The sequence below is a fragment of the Dinoroseobacter sp. S375 genome (assembly GCF_049800775.1).
Taxonomy (GTDB): Bacteria; Pseudomonadota; Alphaproteobacteria; order Rhodobacterales; family Rhodobacteraceae; genus Dinoroseobacter.
Genome location: NZ_JBNAFR010000001.1, coordinates 744,161 through 759,694, shown reverse-complemented (window position 1 = coordinate 759,694; position 15,534 = coordinate 744,161). Strand labels below are relative to the sequence as shown.

16 protein-coding genes are annotated in these 15,534 nt (G+C 63.6%); 10 read left to right on the top strand and 6 right to left on the bottom strand.

Features of this window, described 5'->3' with window-relative positions:
* Positions 1 to 20: 20 nt before the first annotated feature.
* A complete protein-coding gene (gene clpA, locus ACP150_RS03665) occupies positions 21 to 2,348 on the bottom strand; it encodes an ATP-dependent Clp protease ATP-binding subunit ClpA (protein WP_424965186.1) in 2,328 nt (775 codons plus the stop codon).
* 531 nt (positions 2,349 to 2,879) lie between these two features.
* Between clpA and ACP150_RS03660 the strand changes: the two genes are divergently transcribed.
* The 8 genes from ACP150_RS03660 to ACP150_RS03625 all read left to right on the top strand — a co-directional run bounded on the left by ACP150_RS03660 (position 2,880) and on the right by ACP150_RS03625 (position 9,680).
* On the top strand, positions 2,880 to 3,626 hold the full coding sequence (locus ACP150_RS03660) for a class I SAM-dependent methyltransferase (protein WP_424965185.1): 747 nt from the start codon (positions 2,880 to 2,882) through the stop codon (positions 3,624 to 3,626).
* 281 nt (positions 3,627 to 3,907) lie between these two features.
* The gene (locus ACP150_RS03655; RefSeq protein WP_424965184.1) at positions 3,908 to 4,474 is read left to right on the top strand and encodes a F0F1 ATP synthase subunit delta; all 567 of its coding nucleotides are present in this window, start codon (positions 3,908 to 3,910) and stop codon (positions 4,472 to 4,474) included.
* Entirely contained in the window at positions 4,475 to 6,013 is a 1,539-nt protein-coding gene (gene atpA / locus ACP150_RS03650) for a F0F1 ATP synthase subunit alpha (protein WP_424965183.1), read from the top strand.
* A gap of 12 nt (positions 6,014 to 6,025) precedes the next feature.
* Positions 6,026 to 6,901 carry a F0F1 ATP synthase subunit gamma gene (locus ACP150_RS03645; RefSeq protein ID WP_424965182.1) on the top strand — a complete coding sequence of 292 codons (876 nt, stop codon included), beginning with the start codon at positions 6,026 to 6,028 and terminating at the stop codon, positions 6,899 to 6,901.
* Between the two features lie 18 nt (positions 6,902 to 6,919).
* Positions 6,920 to 8,344, top strand: coding sequence for a F0F1 ATP synthase subunit beta (gene atpD / locus ACP150_RS03640; protein WP_424965181.1), 1,425 nt, complete (start codon positions 6,920 to 6,922; stop codon positions 8,342 to 8,344).
* Positions 8,345 to 8,353: 9 nt separating this feature from the next.
* Positions 8,354 to 8,749, top strand: coding sequence for a F0F1 ATP synthase subunit epsilon (locus ACP150_RS03635; RefSeq protein WP_424965180.1), 396 nt, complete (start codon positions 8,354 to 8,356; stop codon positions 8,747 to 8,749).
* A gap of 133 nt (positions 8,750 to 8,882) precedes the next feature.
* Positions 8,883 to 9,233, top strand: a complete 351-nt coding sequence (locus tag ACP150_RS03630; RefSeq protein ID WP_424965179.1) for an H-type lectin domain-containing protein — start codon at positions 8,883 to 8,885, stop codon at positions 9,231 to 9,233.
* 39 nt (positions 9,234 to 9,272) lie between these two features.
* The gene (locus tag ACP150_RS03625) at positions 9,273 to 9,680 is read left to right on the top strand and encodes a DUF6228 family protein (protein ID WP_424965178.1); all 408 of its coding nucleotides are present in this window, start codon (positions 9,273 to 9,275) and stop codon (positions 9,678 to 9,680) included.
* Positions 9,681 to 9,719: 39 nt separating this feature from the next.
* On the opposite strand, the gene ACP150_RS03620 is transcribed toward ACP150_RS03625, so the two are convergent.
* Entirely contained in the window at positions 9,720 to 10,742 is a 1,023-nt protein-coding gene (locus ACP150_RS03620) for a ribose-phosphate pyrophosphokinase (protein WP_424965177.1), read from the bottom strand.
* A 135-nt stretch (positions 10,743 to 10,877) separates the two neighbouring features.
* Between ACP150_RS03620 and ACP150_RS03615 the strand changes: the two genes are divergently transcribed.
* Together ACP150_RS03615 and ACP150_RS03610 are read left to right on the top strand one after the other, a co-directional pair.
* The gene (locus ACP150_RS03615) at positions 10,878 to 11,477 is read left to right on the top strand and encodes a 2-hydroxychromene-2-carboxylate isomerase (RefSeq protein ID WP_424965176.1); all 600 of its coding nucleotides are present in this window, start codon (positions 10,878 to 10,880) and stop codon (positions 11,475 to 11,477) included.
* Positions 11,477 to 12,304: an alpha/beta fold hydrolase gene (locus ACP150_RS03610; RefSeq protein WP_424965175.1), complete on the top strand. Its 828-nt coding sequence runs from the start codon at positions 11,477 to 11,479 to the stop codon at positions 12,302 to 12,304. Before ACP150_RS03615 ends, ACP150_RS03610 begins: the two co-directional genes overlap by 1 nt.
* On the opposite strand, the gene ACP150_RS03605 is transcribed toward ACP150_RS03610, so the two are convergent.
* From ACP150_RS03605 to ACP150_RS03590, 4 genes are all read right to left on the bottom strand, one after another.
* Positions 12,277 to 12,684 carry a YcgN family cysteine cluster protein gene (locus tag ACP150_RS03605; protein WP_424965424.1) on the bottom strand — a complete coding sequence of 136 codons (408 nt, stop codon included), beginning with the start codon at positions 12,682 to 12,684 and terminating at the stop codon, positions 12,277 to 12,279. The two genes, ACP150_RS03610 and ACP150_RS03605, sit on opposite strands and share 28 nt — an antisense overlap.
* Before the next feature lie 74 nt (positions 12,685 to 12,758).
* Complete coding sequence (locus tag ACP150_RS03600; protein ID WP_424965423.1) at positions 12,759 to 13,709, bottom strand: bifunctional riboflavin kinase/FAD synthetase; 951 nt, start codon at positions 13,707 to 13,709, stop codon at positions 12,759 to 12,761.
* Positions 13,710 to 13,761: 52 nt separating this feature from the next.
* The gene (locus tag ACP150_RS03595; RefSeq protein WP_424965174.1) at positions 13,762 to 14,205 is read right to left on the bottom strand and encodes a MaoC family dehydratase; all 444 of its coding nucleotides are present in this window, start codon (positions 14,203 to 14,205) and stop codon (positions 13,762 to 13,764) included.
* 124 nt (positions 14,206 to 14,329) lie between these two features.
* On the bottom strand, positions 14,330 to 15,202 hold the full coding sequence (locus ACP150_RS03590) for a TIGR01459 family HAD-type hydrolase (protein ID WP_424965173.1): 873 nt from the start codon (positions 15,200 to 15,202) through the stop codon (positions 14,330 to 14,332).
* Positions 15,203 to 15,534 lie beyond the last annotated feature (332 nt).

The window sequence follows — 15,534 nt, the reverse complement described above, 5'->3', positions numbered from 1 at the left end:
TTTGCGTTCTGTGGGTTGGATCAATCCGCAGTGAGAAGCGGCGGCTTCTTGCTCGACAGACGCGGCGCGCCAATCGGCTCGATCTGCAGGTCAATCTCGCCATCCTTGACGGCCACCTTCACGACACCGCCCTTGGCGAGCTTGCCAAAGAGCAGTTCCTCGGCCAGCGGCTTCTTGATCTGCTCCTGAATGACACGACCCAGCGGGCGCGCGCCCATCTTGTCGTCATAGCCCTTGTCCCCCAGCAGCTGGGCGGCCTCCGGCGTAAGCTCGATGGTGACGTTGCGATCCAGCAGCTGCGCTTCGAGCTGCAGGACGAACTTCTCGACCACCTGCAGGATGATCTCCTTGCCGAGAGGCGCGAAGCTGATCACTGCATCCAGACGGTTGCGGAACTCGGGCGTGAAGGTCCGCTCGATCGCGGCGGTGTCCTCGCCCTCGCGCCGATCGCGCCCGAAGCCGATCGCGGCCTTGGCTTGCTCGGCGGCCCCGGCATTCGAGGTCATGATCAGGATCACATTGCGGAAATCCACAGTCCGGCCATTGTGGTCGGTCAGGGTCCCGTGATCCATCACCTGCAGCAGGATGTTGTAGACATCCGGATGCGCCTTCTCGATCTCGTCGAGCAGCAGCACGCAATGGGGGTGCTGGTCCACGCCATCGGTCAGCAGGCCGCCCTGATCGAAGCCGACATAGCCCGGAGGCGCCCCGATCAGACGGCTGACCGCGTGCTTCTCCATGTATTCCGACATGTCAAACCGCAGAAGCTCGACGCCCAGCGTATCCGAAAGCTGCTTGGCGACCTCGGTCTTGCCGACCCCGGTGGGACCCGCAAAGAGGTAGTTGCCGATGGGCTTCTCGGGCTCGCGCAGGCCGGCCCGGGCCAGTTTGATCGCGGAGCTCAGCGCCTCGATCGCCTTGTCCTGACCAAAGACCACGCGCTTCAGGGTGACCTCGAGATCCTTGAGAACCTCGGCATCATCCTTGGACACGCTCTTCGGCGGGATCCGGGCGATCTTGGCCACCACGGCCTCGATCTCCTTGGCGCCGATGGTTTTGCGGCGCTTGCTCTCGGCCACCAGATGCTGGGCCGCCCCGGCTTCGTCGATCACGTCGATCGCCTTGTCCGGCAGCTTGCGGTCGTTGATATAGCGCGCCGACAGCTCCACCGCGGTCTTGATCGCGTCGGAGGTGTACTTGATCGCGTGGTGATCCTCGAAATAGGGCTTGAGACCCTTGAGGATCTTGACCGCATCCTCGACCGAAGGCTCCGTCACGTCGATCTTCTGGAACCGGCGGCTCAGCGCGCGGTCCTTTTCGAAATGCTGGCGGAATTCCTTGTAGGTGGTCGAGCCCATGCAGCGCAGCTTGCCGCCCTGCAACGCAGGCTTGAGCAGGTTCGAGGCATCCATCGCCCCGCCCGAGGTTGCGCCCGCACCGATCACCGTGTGGATCTCGTCGATGAACAGCACCGCATCCGGGTGATCTTCAAGCTCGGTCACAACGGCTTTCAGCCGCTCTTCGAAATCCCCGCGATAGCGGGTCCCGGCGAGCAGCGCGCCCATGTCGAGGCTGTAGATGGTGGCCCCTTGCAGTACCTCCGGCGTTTCCGCCTGCACGATCTTGCGTGCGAGCCCTTCTGCGATGGCGGTCTTGCCCACGCCCGGATCACCCACAAGCAGCGGGTTGTTCTTGCGCCGGCGGCACAGCACCTGAATGCAGCGTTCCACCTCGCCGTCGCGCCCGATCAACGGGTCGACATCGCCCTTGCGGGCCTTGGCGTTGAGATCGACGCAATACTTGGCGAGGGCGGATTCCTTTTCCTCCCCACCCTGATCGGCGGCGGCGGTCGCCTCCTCATCCATGTCCGAGGCACCGGAGACCGGACGCGATTCCCCGAAGCTGGGGTTCTTGGCCACGCCATGGGCGATGAAGTTCACCGCGTCATAGCGGGTCATGTCCTGCTCCTGCAGGAAATAGGCCGCGTTGGATTCCCGCTCGGCAAAGATCGCGACGAGCACATTCGCGCCAGTCACTTCCTGCCGTCCGGAGGATTGCACGTGGATTGCCGCGCGCTGGATCACCCGCTGGAACGCGGCGGTGGGCACGGCTTCGGACCCTTCGACATCTGTAGCCAGGGTCGAGAGATCGTCTTCGATGAAGGTTTCGAGGGTCTGGCGCAGAGCGTCCAGATCGACATTGCAGGCTTTCATCACCTTGGCAGCATCCGGCTCATCTATGAGCGCCAAAAGCAGATGCTCGAGCGTCGCCAGCTCATGGCGACGTGCATTGGCCTGGGCGAGCGCGGTGTGGATTGCCTGTTCGAGCGTATTTGAAAACGAAGGCACCGGGAGCTCCTTTCATTGGGGCCACGGATGGGGGCTGTTTCCGTGACCATTTCCCTTATCCATTAAAGTTCGGTGTTCTTTGGCGCGCTTCAAGGTTTTTTTCCTTAAAAGCGCCGTCTCACCCCATTCGTGATCAGCCAGAGGGCAGGCGCGCGCTTTCGCGGGCGTTGCGCGTTTTTTCCCGATTTACGGGTATTCTCTGGCGGAAAACCGCGCGGGAGGATCTGGCCGGGCGGCAATTGCGGGTGTTTTGAGACGAGATGTCTCGGCAGGTTTCGGAGGCAGGCGCCGGATCCATACCGGAGATGTGCCTATATTTTGTGCAAATTGATGTCTTGCGGCAACAGGTCCAAGGCCCTGACCGGCGGATCCCCGGTCGTGATCAGGCTGAGGCGTCAGGGGCCGCGACAACATCGCCGGGCGCGGGAGGCGCTATTTCTTTGCCGTTCCGCCCGGGCCATGTAGTTAATAATGGTGTGAGCACGTTCAAGAAGCGGCGTGCGCGACCGTCCTTTCTTTGTGAGACCGCGTTTGCACCTCGACGTTCTTGATCTGCGCCAGTTCTACTATCGCACGCGGCTGGGACGCGTCGCGCAGGCGGCCATTCGCAACGGGATGCTGAGTCTTTGGCCCAAGGCCGCGGGCGAGACCGTGGCAGGCTTCGGCTTCGCGGTGCCGCTTCTGCGGCCCTATCTCGCCGATGCGCGCCGGGTGGTGGGGCTGATGCCCGGGCCGCAAGGCGTGATGCCCTGGCCCGCGGGGATGCCGAATATCTCGGTGCTCTGTGACGAGCGCTCCTGGCCTCTGGAAACCGGCAGTGTCGACAAGCTGGTGCTGCTGCACGGGCTGGAGACGTCCGAGACGCCCGCCGCGCTTCTGGCGGAATGCTGGCGCGTGCTGGCCTCCGGCGGGCGGGGGCTGTTTGTGGTGCCAAACCGAGCGGGGCTCTGGTCCCGGCGCGATGGCACGCCCTTCGGCTATGGACGGCCCTACAGCCTCGGTCAGCTCGAGGCGCAGCTCAGCGATCATGGGTTCGTCAATGAGCGTCACGCCTCCGCGCTCTTCACGCCGCCCAGCGAAAAGCGGTTCTGGCTGCGCTCCACGGCGGCGTGTGAAAAGCTGGGACAATACCTGCCGACGCGCTTTGCGGGGGGTGTTTTTCTGGTCGAGGTGTCGAAGCAGATGCAGGAGCCGACCTTTGCGGACCGGGCCACGCGGCTGCGCCGACCGCTTCAGGTTCTGGAGGGGATACCCGCCTCGGGGGTCAAGCCGATTTGACCGCGGCCGAATCCACCGGAGGTAGAGCGATTCACTCTTCGGGCGCTAACACTCCGAGCCGATCCGTCAATATTCAAGCTTCAAAGTGTCGCGCTCTCAAGGGTTTAAACCTAACGGCTTGAAACTAAGTAGTTTTCGGTAGTGATCACAAATACTAACAGAGTTGCGGCAGGTGGGGGGGTCTGTTATTTCCGCCGGGAAATTCCGGAACTTGCGTCCAGCGAGTTCCTCAAGCGGCTGCCACGGAACCTCCATCTCCGTGCGGCACAGACAGCGGAAGGGTGGACGTGTCAGACTCAGCTTCGATCTCCTCCGGTATCGCTGATCGTTATGCGACAGCGATCTTTGAACTGGCCAAGGAAGAAAACAACCTCAGCGCGTTGGAGGCGGGTGCAGACACGCTCGACGCCGCGCTCAAGGACAGCGCGGAGTTCCGCGACCTGATCTCGTCGCCGGTGTATAGCCGCGACGAACAGGGCGCTGCCATCGCCGCGCTTGCCAAGAAAATGGGGCTCCTCGAGACGCTCGCGAATGCGCTGACACTGATGGCCGGCAAGCGCCGTCTCTTCGTGCTGCCGCAGCTTGTCGCGAGCCTGCGCGCGCGCATTGCCGAGGAGAAGGGCGAGATTACCGCCGATGTCACCTCCGCTCAGCCGCTCAGCGCCGAGAATCTGGCAGAGCTGACCAAGGTGCTCAGCGCCTCCGCCAGCAAAACCGTTAAAGTGAATACGACCGTCGATAGCGCCCTTATCGGCGGTCTTGTCGTCAAGATGGGCTCGAAGATGATCGACACCTCGATCCGCGCGAAGCTCAATGCACTCCAGAATACAATGAAAGAGGTCGGGTAAATGGGAATCCAAGCTGCCGAAATCTCTGCGATCCTCAAGGAGCAGATCAAGAACTTTGGCCAGGAAGCCGAAGTCGCCGAGGTGGGCCGCGTGCTCAGCGTCGGCGACGGCATCGCGCGTGTCCACGGGCTGGACAATGTGCAGGCCGGTGAAATGGTCGAATTCCCGGGCGGCATCCGCGGGATGGCTCTGAACCTGGAAGTCGACAATGTCGGTATCGTGATCTTCGGCTCCGACCGCGACATTAAAGAAGGCGACACCGTCAAGCGCACCAATTCCATCGTGGACGTGCCGATCGGTGACGAGCTGCTGGGTCGTGTTGTGGACGGTCTCGGCAACCCGCTGGACGGCAAGGGTCCGATCGGCGCTACCAAGCGCGGCATCGCAGACGTGAAAGCGCCGGGCATCATCCCGCGTAAATCCGTGCACGAGCCCATGGCGACCGGCCTGAAATCTGTGGACGCGATGATCCCGATCGGCCGTGGCCAGCGCGAGCTGATCATTGGTGACCGTCAGACCGGCAAGACCGCCGTGGCTCTGGACGCGATCCTGAACCAGAAATCCTATAACGAAGCCGCGGGCGACGACGAGAGCCAGAAGCTCTACTGCGTCTATGTCGCTGTGGGCCAGAAGCGGTCCACCGTGGCCCAGCTGGTGAAGAAGCTCGAAGAGAGCGGCGCGATCGACTACTCGATCGTTGTGGCGGCCACCGCCTCCGATCCGGCGCCGATGCAGTTCCTGGCACCCTATGCCGCGACCGCCATGGCCGAGCATTTCCGCGACAATGGCCGTCACGCACTGATCATCTATGATGACCTGTCTAAGCAGGCCGTGTCCTATCGTCAGATGTCCCTGCTGCTGCGCCGCCCGCCGGGCCGCGAAGCCTATCCCGGCGACGTGTTCTACCTCCACTCCCGCCTGCTCGAGCGCTCTGCGAAGCTCGGCGATGACAGCGGCAACGGCTCGCTGACGGCTCTGCCGATCATCGAAACTCAGGGTGGCGACGTGTCCGCGTTTATTCCGACCAACGTGATCTCGATCACCGATGGCCAGATCTTCCTCGAGACCGAGCTGTTCTACCAAGGCATCCGCCCGGCCGTGAACACCGGCCTGTCGGTGTCGCGTGTGGGCTCCTCGGCCCAGACCAACTCGATGAAGTCGGTTGCGGGTCCGGTGAAACTGGAACTGGCCCAGTACCGAGAAATGGCGGCCTTTGCCCAGTTCGGCTCCGACCTCGACGCCGCGACCCAGCAGCTGCTGAACCGTGGTGCGCGTCTGACCGAGCTGATGAAGCAGCCGCAGTACTCGCCGCTGACCAATGCCGAGATCGTTTGCGTGATCTATGCGGGCACCAAGGGCTACCTCGACAAGATCGACGTCAAGGATGTGGGGCGTTACGAAGCCGGGCTTCTGGCGCATCTGCGCGGCAAGCATTCCGCGGTTCTCGACATGATCACCAAGGAAGACCCGAAAATCAAAGGGGACGCCGAGGACAAGATCAAGGCCGCGCTCGACGAATACGCCGCGACCTTCGCGTAAGGGGTCTGAGACATGCCAAGTCTTAAGGACCTCAAAAACAGGATCGAGAGTGTGAAAAGCACTCGGAAGATCACGAAGGCCATGCAGATGGTGGCCGCCGCAAAACTGCGGCGGGCCCAGGATGCGGCCGAGGCCTCGCGCCCCTATACCGAGCGGTTCAATGCCGTGCTCGGCGGGCTTGCGGCATCGGTCGGCGATGGCGATAGCGGTCCCAAGCTCCTCGTGGGCTCGGGCAGCGATCAGGTGCAGCTTCTGGTGGTCATGACCGCGGAGCGGGGTTTGTGCGGCGGGTTCAACTCGTCCATTGCCAAGCTCGCCCGGACCCATGCACAGGAGCTCATCGCAGCGGGCAAGACGGTCAAGATCCTGACCGTCGGCAAGAAGGGCCGCGAGGCGATCAAGCGCGATCTGGGCGAGTATTTCGTCGGTCACGTGGATCTCTCCGAGGTCAAGCGGATCGGCTACGACAATGCTGCCGATATCGCGCAGGACCTGCTGTCCCGCTTCGACGCCGAAGAGTTCGATGTCGCGACGATCTTCTATGCGCAATTCCAGTCGGTGATCAGCCAGATCCCGACCGCGCAGCAGATCATCCCGGCCTCCTTCGATGCCCCTGAAGAGGGCGGAGATGCCACGCTCTATGACTACGAGCCGTCCGAAGAGGCCATTCTGGCCGATCTTCTGCCGCGCGGGGTCGCAACGCAAATTTTCGCAGCTCTGCTGGAGAACGGCGCGTCCGAACAGGGGGCTCGCATGAGCGCCATGGACAACGCGACGCGCAATGCCGGCGAGATGATCGACAAACTGACCATCGAGTTCAACCGCTCGCGTCAGGCCGTCATCACCAACGAGCTTATCGAAATCATTTCGGGCGCCGAGGCGCTCTAACGGAACCGGAGACATCAAATGGCAAATGCTAAAGGCAAAATCACTCAGGTGATCGGCGCCGTTGTCGACGTGCAGTTCGAGGATGCCCTGCCGGAAATCCTGAACTCTCTGACGACGGACAATAACGGAAAGCGGCTGGTCCTCGAAGTGGCCCAGCACCTCGGCGAAAACACCGTGCGCGCGATCGCCATGGACGCAACCGAAGGCCTCGTACGCGGGCAGGCGGTTGAGGACACGGGCGGCCCGATCACGATCCCCGTGGGCAACGCGACCCTCGGCCGGATCCTGAACGTTGTGGGTGAGCCCGTGGACGAAGGTGGCCCGGTCGAAGCGACCGAGACCCGCTCGATCCACGCGGACGCGCCTGAGTTCAACGAGCAGTCCACTGAGAGCGCCGTGCTCGCCACGGGCATCAAGGTGATCGACCTGCTCGCACCTTATGCCAAGGGCGGCAAGATTGGCCTCTTCGGCGGTGCCGGCGTGGGCAAGACGGTTCTCATCATGGAACTGATCAACAACATCGCCAAAGTGCACTCGGGTTTCTCGGTGTTCGCGGGCGTGGGGGAACGGACCCGTGAGGGCAACGACCTCTACCACGAGATGATCGAATCCAAAGTCATCAACCCCGATGACCTGTCCAAGAGCCAGGTGGCCCTGGTTTACGGTCAGATGAACGAGCCTCCGGGAGCCCGGATGCGTGTGGCTCTGACCGGTCTGACCCTGGCCGAGCAGTTCCGCGACCAGTCCGGGACCGACGTTCTGTTCTTCGTGGACAACATCTTCCGCTTTACGCAGGCGGGGTCCGAGGTGTCGGCGCTTCTGGGCCGTATTCCTTCCGCTGTGGGCTACCAGCCGACACTGGCCACCGATATGGGCGCCATGCAGGAACGGATTACCTCCACGAAGTCCGGCTCGATCACCTCGGTGCAGGCCGTCTACGTGCCTGCGGACGACCTGACCGACCCCGCGCCGGCCACGTCCTTTGCCCACCTCGACGCCACGACCGTTCTGTCGCGTGCGATCTCCGAACTTGGGATCTACCCGGCTGTGGACCCGCTCGACTCCACCTCGCGTCTCATGGACCCGGCCATCGTCGGCGAAGAGCATTACGGCGTGGCCCGTGAGGTTCAGGGGATCCTTCAGCGCTACAAGTCGCTGCAGGACATCATCGCCATTCTCGGGATGGACGAACTGTCCGAAGAGGACAAGCTGACCGTGGCCCGCGCCCGGAAAATCCAGCGTTTCCTTTCGCAGCCCTTCGACGTGGCGAAAGTGTTCACCGGCTCCGACGGGGTGCAGGTGCCGCTCGAAGACACCATCGCGTCCTTCAAGGCCGTTGTGGCGGGCGAGTACGACCACCTGCCGGAAGGTGCCTTCTACATGGTGGGCGGCATTGACGAGGTGATCGCCAAAGCCGAGCGCATGGCCGCAGACGCGGCGTAAGGGGTCATCATGGCAAACACCCTGCAATTCGACCTCGTGTCCCCCGAGCGGCGCCTTGCGTCGCTTGAGGTGACCGAGGTGCAGCTGCCCGGGGCGGACGGCGATATGACGGCCATGGCCGATCATGCGCCGACCATCACGACGCTGCGCCCCGGCCTGCTGCAGGTCAACGGCCCCGAGGGGACGTCGGCCTATGTGGTGACCGGTGGCTTTGCCGAGATCAGCCCGACCGGCACGACCGTGCTGGCCGAGCGGGCCTATCCCGCCGGCGCGGAGTCCCGCGCCGCCATTGAAGAGCATCTCGAAGCTGCGCGTGCCAAGGCCGCCGAGGCCGAGGGAGAGCACAAGGACGTGGCCGAAAAGGTCGTGTCCGATTTCGTGCGCCTGCTCGAGGATATGGTCTGAGGCCTGCGCGCCCAGCCCGGTACCTGAAGAACACTGCAAAGAATACAGGGCCCCGCTTCGGCGGGGCTTTTTCTTTGCCTCTTTGCCTCCCTCTGCCTAAAACAGCGGCAATGGTCCCCTGCAAAGCACCGACATGAAGAAACTCCGCACTCACCTGATCGGTGTCGATCAAGGCTACGTCTCCCTGTTTTCCGATTTCGAGGATGGCGGCGAGATGTGGACCGGCGAAGGGCAGCGCGAGGTGCGCCGTTCCGTGACCTTCTCGGGCCCGTTCAGCGCGGTGCCGGTGGTCCATGTGGGGCTGGCGCTCTGGGATATGGATCACGGTGCCAACCAACGCGCGGATCTGCAGGCCGACGCCGTCACTGCGCAGGGGTTCGACCTCGTGTTCCGAACTTGGGGCGATAGCCGGGTCGCTCGTCTCCACGCGACGTGGCTCGCAATTGGCGAGCTGATCTCCGATGACCAGTGGCAGGTCGATTGATCTCAGTCTGTGATCGCCGAGCGCAAAGGAGGCGTGACCTTGCAGTCAATCTTCGTCTTGAATGGGTCGGACCCGCCGTCTTCCCTTACGTTTTGGGGCAGATCAAAAGACGCGTTTCACGTCACGGTCGAACAACCGGGGCTCAAGGCGGTCAAGAGAGTAAGCCTGTACTGCCACCTCCCCGACAGGAGTTTCGTTGACTTCTTTCAGAAGCTCGCAGCCTTCGAGACGCCCTGGACGGGGGAGGTGGTGTGGGGACCGCTCGAACTTGGCATGAACCTGACCGCGACCTGCGACGGATTTGGGACCGTGACCCTGAAGATCGAGCTCAAGGAGGAGCATGCGAACTCCTGGTCGATGGCCGGCTCGATGCGTCTCGACTTCGGGCATTTGCCCCGCTACGCGGAGCATGCCGATCGTTTTATGAACGCGCGCGGTACAGAGTAGACGCCGAGGCCATAGCTGCACCGGCGCGTCACACAGGGCTCAACTCGCGTTGGCGTACATGCCCTCATAGATCGGTGTCAGCGTGTCGGTGTCGAAAAGAGATGACACGCTTGTCCCGTTCCAGATGTTCAGGATTGCCTGCGCGAATACCGGGGCTGTGGGCACGATCCGGATGTTGTGGGCGGCCTTAACGGGCTCGGTGGCGGCAATCGAGTCAGTGATCACGAGGCTCTTCATCGAGGATTTGGTGATCCGGTCCACCGCCGGGCCCGAGAGCACACCATGGGTGATGTAGGAATGGACCTCGGTCGCGCCCTCGCTCATCAGCAGGTCCGCCGCTTTGCAGAGTGTTCCGGCCGTGTCGCAGATGTCGTCCACGATGATGCAGGTCTTGCCCTCGACCTCGCCGATCACGGTCATCTCTTCCACGACGCCCGGCTGCGAGCGGCGCTTGTCCACAATGGCCAGCCCACAGCCGATCCGCTGGGCGAGTTCGCGGGCGCGGGCCACACCGCCCACATCGGGCGAGACCACGGTGACGTTCTCGAGCTTGCCCGCGAAGTGGTGCAGCACATCCAGCGCAAAGATCGGCGCGGCATAGAGGTTGTCCACGGGGATGTCGAAGAAGCCCTGGATCTGGGCCGCGTGCAGATCCATGGTCAGGATCCGCTCGACCCCGGCTTCGACCATCATGTTCGCGACCAGCTTGGCGGTGATCGGTGTACGCGCCTTGGTGCGGCGGTCCTGCCGGGCATAGCCGAAATAGGGGATGATCGCGGTGATCCGGCTCGCCGAGGAGCGGCGCAGCGCGTCGGAGATGATCAAAAGCTCCATCAGGTTGTCATTGGCCGGGTTCGACGTGGACTGGATGATGAACATATCCTCGCCGCGCACATTCTCGAACACCTCGACGAAGATCTCGCCATCGTTGAACCGCTCCACGCGGGTGTCGACCAGACCCACCGCCATGCCGCGATAGGCGGACATGCGGCGCGAGATGGCTTTCGCCAAGGGGACATTGGCATTGCCGGAGATGATTTTCGGGGAGATTTGTGCGGGCATCGGGTCTTTGATCCTTTGCGGGCCTGTTGCCGGGGGACTCACCTCGTGGTGGAGTTGACACCGCTTACCACTGCCATACGGTCTTGCCTAGGCAAGCGCCCCATCCGGGCGCCGACAAGGCTGCGGGGGGCATCAATGGCACAGCTGGACTACTATTTCGCAACAATCTCACCCTTTACCTATCTCACCGGGGGCCGCGTCGAAGAGATCGCGGCCAAGCACGGTCTGACCATCGTCTACAAACCCTTGGATATCATGGCGTTGTTCGGCCGAACTGGGGGCACACCGCCCAGGGATCGGCACCCCTCGCGGCAAGAATACCGCCTGCAGGAACTGGCGCGTCAGGCCAAGAAGACCGGGCTGCCGCTCAACATCAAGCCGGCTCACTGGCCCACCAATCCGGCCCCGAGCTCCTATGCGATTATCGCGGCGCAGGCCGCTGGCGGGGGCGATCTGGGCAAGCTCGTCAACGGCATCACCGCCGCCTGCTGGGCGGGGGAGAAAGACGTGGCCGAGGACGCGGTGATCAAGGAATGTCTGTCGGCGGCAGGCTTCGATCCGAGCCTCGCCGATAGCGGGCTCCTGAGCGGGGCGGAGACCTATGCCAACAACCTCGAAGAAGCCGTGAGCCGGGGTGTCTTCGGCGCGCCCTTCTTCATCACCGAGGATGATCAGCGGTTCTGGGGGCAGGACCGGCTCGATGATCTGGAGGCGCATCTCGACGGCACCCTCTAGTGCCGCAGGAGACCCTTGCGGGGACCGAAATCTCCTGGAGCGTGACGGGGGACGGGCCGGTCACGCTCTTTCTGCACTGCGCGCTCGGCTCGGCGCGGGGCTGGCAGCCTCTGATCTCTCACCTGCCGGGCCGGTGCTGCGTGACTTTCGACATGCCGGGCCATGGCCGCTCGGGGCCGTGGGATCCCGCACGCGATGACCACAGCCATGTTCTGGAGGTCGCGCAGGCGCTTCTTGCACGGTTTGACTGGCCGGTGGATCTGGTCGGGCACAGTTACGGCGCCACGGTCGCCTTGCGCCTCGCGCTGGAGGCGCCGGCACGGGTGCGGCGGCTGGTGCTGGCGGAGCCTGTACTCTTTGCCGCCGCGCGCCTGTCGAACCCGGAGGCCCTGCGGGCGTTCGAAGTGGAGTGTGCCGCCGAAACCGCGGCCTTTGCCGCCGAAGACTGGGCGTGTGCTGCGGCGCTCTTTCTTGCGCGCTGGGGCGGGGCGCCCTGGTCGCGGCTGAGCCCGGCGCAGCAGGCCGACGCGATCGCACGGATCCCGATGATCCCGCGCTCGAACCGGACGATGCTCGCGGATCAGTTCGGTCTTGTGCCGCGACTGGGACAGGTCCGGTGCCCGGCCCTGCTGCTCTCCGGGGCGCAGTCGCCCGCGATCATCCCGGCGATACAGGCGGGGCTGGCCGCATCGCTGCCAAAGGCGACCGCGCATGTGATCCAAGGGGCGGGACATATGCTGCCTTTGACCCATGCCGCCGAGATCGCGCCCCTGCTGGAGCGCTTCCTGACGGCGGAAAGCTATTCGCCCTCGGGCTCGATCAGGTAATCTTCGAGCTCTTCCTCGGCGACCTCGAATTCCGGGATCGCCCAGCCCGCGACCGAGATTCCGGCCTCATGAACGCTCTCTGCCCGGCCCGAGATCAGCGGATGCCAAGGGTAGAGCGGCTTGCCGTCATAAAGCAGCTTGTAGGCGCAGGTTGCGGGCATCCAATAGGCGACCGTGTCGATGGTTTCCGGCGTCAGCACGACGCAATCGGGCACGAACTGCTTGCGCAGCTCATATTGACCGCAGCGGCAGCTTTCGGTGTCGAGCAACCGGCAGCTGACCCGGGTGAAGGCCACCTCCGCGGTGTCCGCGTCCTCAAGCTTCAGCAGGCAGCACTTGCCGCACCCGTCGCAGAGCGCCTCCCATTCGGCCTGGCTCATCTCGGTGAGCGGAACCGTCTCCCAAAAGCGGCGGCGCAGGCGGGTCGGCGGACCCTTGCGCCCCTTGCGGCGGCTCACGCGGCGGCCTCGGCCCGGGCGAGGATCTCGCGCGCGAGGGCACAATCGGCATCCATCTGGGTGATCAGCGCGTCGAGCCCGTCGAAGTTCTCTTCCGGGCGCAGGAACGAGACCAGCGCCACCGAGAGGGGCGTGTCATAGAGGTCGCCCTTGAAGTCGAACAGGAAGGTTTCGAGGTTCGGGACATTCTCGCCGAACATCGGGCGCACGCCCATGGAGGCCGCCCCGTGATACCGTCCCTCATGGGGCCCTTCGAGCACGTTGACCAGAACCGCATAGACGCCGAATTTCGGCGGGTGCAGACCGGCGATGGACATGTTCGCCGTGGGATAGCCCAGGGTCCGGCCCCGTTTCTCGCCATGGATCACCGGACCCTCGATCCGGTGCCAATGGCCGAGCATTCGCGCGGCGTCCTCGGGCCGTCCTTCGGACAGCGCCCGGCGGATCGAGGTCGAAGAGACCACGGTTTCCGCATCCTGCAGAAGCTCGGCCACCGTGACGCCGAAGCCCATCTCGGCCCCGAAGCCGCGGAGCATCTCGGCCGTGCCCGCGCGCCCCTTGCCAAAGCAGAAATCGGACCCCACCAGCACGTGGCGGAGCCCCAGCGCGTCATGGATGATCTCGCGGGCAAACCGCTCGGCGCTCAGCCCGGCCAGATCGCCGTCAAAGGGCAGTTGATAGAGCACATCCACCCCGAGCTTTTCCAGCCGGTGCGCGCGCGCCGTCTCGGACATCAGCCGAAAGGGCGGGGCGTCGGGCGCAAAGAACTCGCGCGGGTGGGGTTCGAATGTCAGAACGCCGACCGGCGCCGACAGGGCCGCAGCCTCGGTCCGAGCGCGATCCAGCACGCTTTGATGTCCGAGATGCACGCCATCGAAATTTCCGATCGCGGCGCAGGCGCCCCGATCGGTTGGCAGCACGTAGTCAGCGTCTCGAACGATCCTCATCATGGGCCTGAGGTAGCCCGCGCCGCGACGACGCGCAAGCGCTGGCGACGGGTCAGTCGAACTTGCGGCTGGGCGCGATCACCAGGGCGTCGCCCTTGAGCACGACCTTGTCATCCACAAAGCACTTGGTCTCGAGCGAGACCCGGCGCTTGGGGAAGTTGATGTCGGTGACGGTGACCTCTGCAAAGACCATGTCGCCCGGGCGCACGGGGCCCATGAATTTCAGCGACTGACCGAGATAGACCGTGCCATGGCCGGGCAATTGCTCGCCGATCACCGCCGAGATCAGGCTGGCGGTCAGCATGCCATGGGCGATCCGACCCTCGAACCGGGTGTCCTGGGCGTATTCTTCGTCCAGATGCACCGGATTCCGGTCGGTGGAGACTTCGGCAAACATCTCGATATCGCGATCCGAGATGATCTTGCGCAGAGACCGGGACATGCCGATCTCGATATCTTCGATACAAATTGTGCCGCGCGGGGTGTTGTCCAACATCTCTCACTCCAGTCTAGCTGGGCGCTGGATAGACGAAACGCAGCCTTTCTGCAACCGCGAAAGAAAGAATGCGACAAACTGGGCGCATATGTTGAAACATTGTTACGCGCCCGGATCGCCCGCGCTAGCGAAGTTTCCCGATGGCGTAGGTCGGTGTGACCTGTCCCTTGGCCAGAAAGCTGTCCAGTTTCGCAGGGTCGGGCTGGTCGGTCGTGCCGGTTTCCGCCGCGGCCAAGCCCCCCGTAATAAAGAGCGAATCGATGTCTTCGCCCTGGGCCCCCTGGATATCCGTATGGATCCCGTCCCCGATCGCCAGGAGCCGGTCCGTCGAGGGATGCTTGCCCATCTCGCTCAGGCGCGCCCGGGCGAGGTCATAGATCGGCGGGTGCGGCTTGCCGAAATAGAGGCTCTCGCCCCCCATCTCGGTATAGAGGGCGGCGAGGGCGCCCGCGCACCATTCGCGCCGTTCGCCCCGGTCCACGACGATATCGGGATTCGCGCAGAGCAGTTTCATCCCCTTTTGCTTGGCATAGAGGAAATCCGCGCGATTCTCGGCCGGGTCCGCCATCGGGTCGAAGGGGCCGGTGCAGACGATGCCCTCGGCCTCGGCCAGCGGCACCTGCTGGATCGACACGGGGTCGCTCACCACATTGATCGGGTCAAAGAAGCGCTGGTCGTGATCCTCGCCGATGAAATAGACCTTCTCGCCCACGACGCCGCGGAACATCGCGGCCCGGGCACTGTCCCCGGAGGTCGCGATGGTGTGCCAGCAGCTGGGCGGCACCCCGAGACTGTCGAGCTGGTTTTCCACCCCGGCCCGGGGGCGGGGCGAGTTCGTCAGCAAGAGCACCGTGCCCCCGCCCTCCATATACGTGGTCAGTGCCGCCACCGCCTCGGGATGGGCCGTCACCCCGTTATGGACACAGCCCCACAGGTCCACCAGCAGGGCGTCATATTGATGCGATATCTCGGAGAGAGAGGTCACGATACGGGTCATGGGCGAAGCTCCTGATCGGTCGATGGGGCGGGACGCACGGGGTCCGAGGCTTTGCGGGACTTGTGTCGGTCATCGTGGCGCGGCGCAAGGGGCAAGGCCGTCCCGGAGGCCGTGCCCTGCGCGTTTCGGTCCGGTTTGCGCGGGTTTTGGGCCGTGTAGGCCGGGCTTGCCCTGCATCCCGTTGACAGTCCCGGGCTCCGGGCCGCACCGTTCCCGATCCTGTCGGCAAACCCGGAAAATGGTAAACTGTAACTATGGTTAACCCATTAATATTAATGGAAAATAGTCACGGAATTAATTTGAATTAAGCGCTATTCAATTGCTAGGCCAAT

What these genes read in the sequence shown, in the direction of transcription:
- atpA (WP_424965183.1), top strand. Translation starts at nt 4,475, where the DNA reads ATGGGAATCCAAGCTGCCGAAATCTCTGCGATCCTCAAGGAGCAGATC.
- ACP150_RS03645 (WP_424965182.1), top strand. Translation starts at nt 6,026, where the DNA reads ATGCCAAGTCTTAAGGACCTCAAAAACAGGATCGAGAGTGTGAAAAGC.
- atpD (WP_424965181.1), top strand. Translation starts at nt 6,920, where the DNA reads ATGGCAAATGCTAAAGGCAAAATCACTCAGGTGATCGGCGCCGTTGTC.
- ACP150_RS03635 (WP_424965180.1), top strand. Translation starts at nt 8,354, where the DNA reads ATGGCAAACACCCTGCAATTCGACCTCGTGTCCCCCGAGCGGCGCCTT.
- ACP150_RS03630 (WP_424965179.1), top strand. Translation starts at nt 8,883, where the DNA reads ATGAAGAAACTCCGCACTCACCTGATCGGTGTCGATCAAGGCTACGTC.
- ACP150_RS03620 (WP_424965177.1), bottom strand. Translation starts at nt 10,742, where the DNA reads ATGCCCGCACAAATCTCCCCGAAAATCATCTCCGGCAATGCCAATGTC.
- ACP150_RS03615 (WP_424965176.1), top strand. Translation starts at nt 10,878, where the DNA reads ATGGCACAGCTGGACTACTATTTCGCAACAATCTCACCCTTTACCTAT.
- ACP150_RS03605 (WP_424965424.1), bottom strand. Translation starts at nt 12,684, where the DNA reads ATGAGCCAGGCCGAATGGGAGGCGCTCTGCGACGGGTGCGGCAAGTGC.
- ACP150_RS03600 (WP_424965423.1), bottom strand. Translation starts at nt 13,709, where the DNA reads ATGAGGATCGTTCGAGACGCTGACTACGTGCTGCCAACCGATCGGGGC.
- ACP150_RS03595 (WP_424965174.1), bottom strand. Translation starts at nt 14,205, where the DNA reads ATGTTGGACAACACCCCGCGCGGCACAATTTGTATCGAAGATATCGAG.
- ACP150_RS03590 (WP_424965173.1), bottom strand. Translation starts at nt 15,202, where the DNA reads ATGACCCGTATCGTGACCTCTCTCTCCGAGATATCGCATCAATATGAC.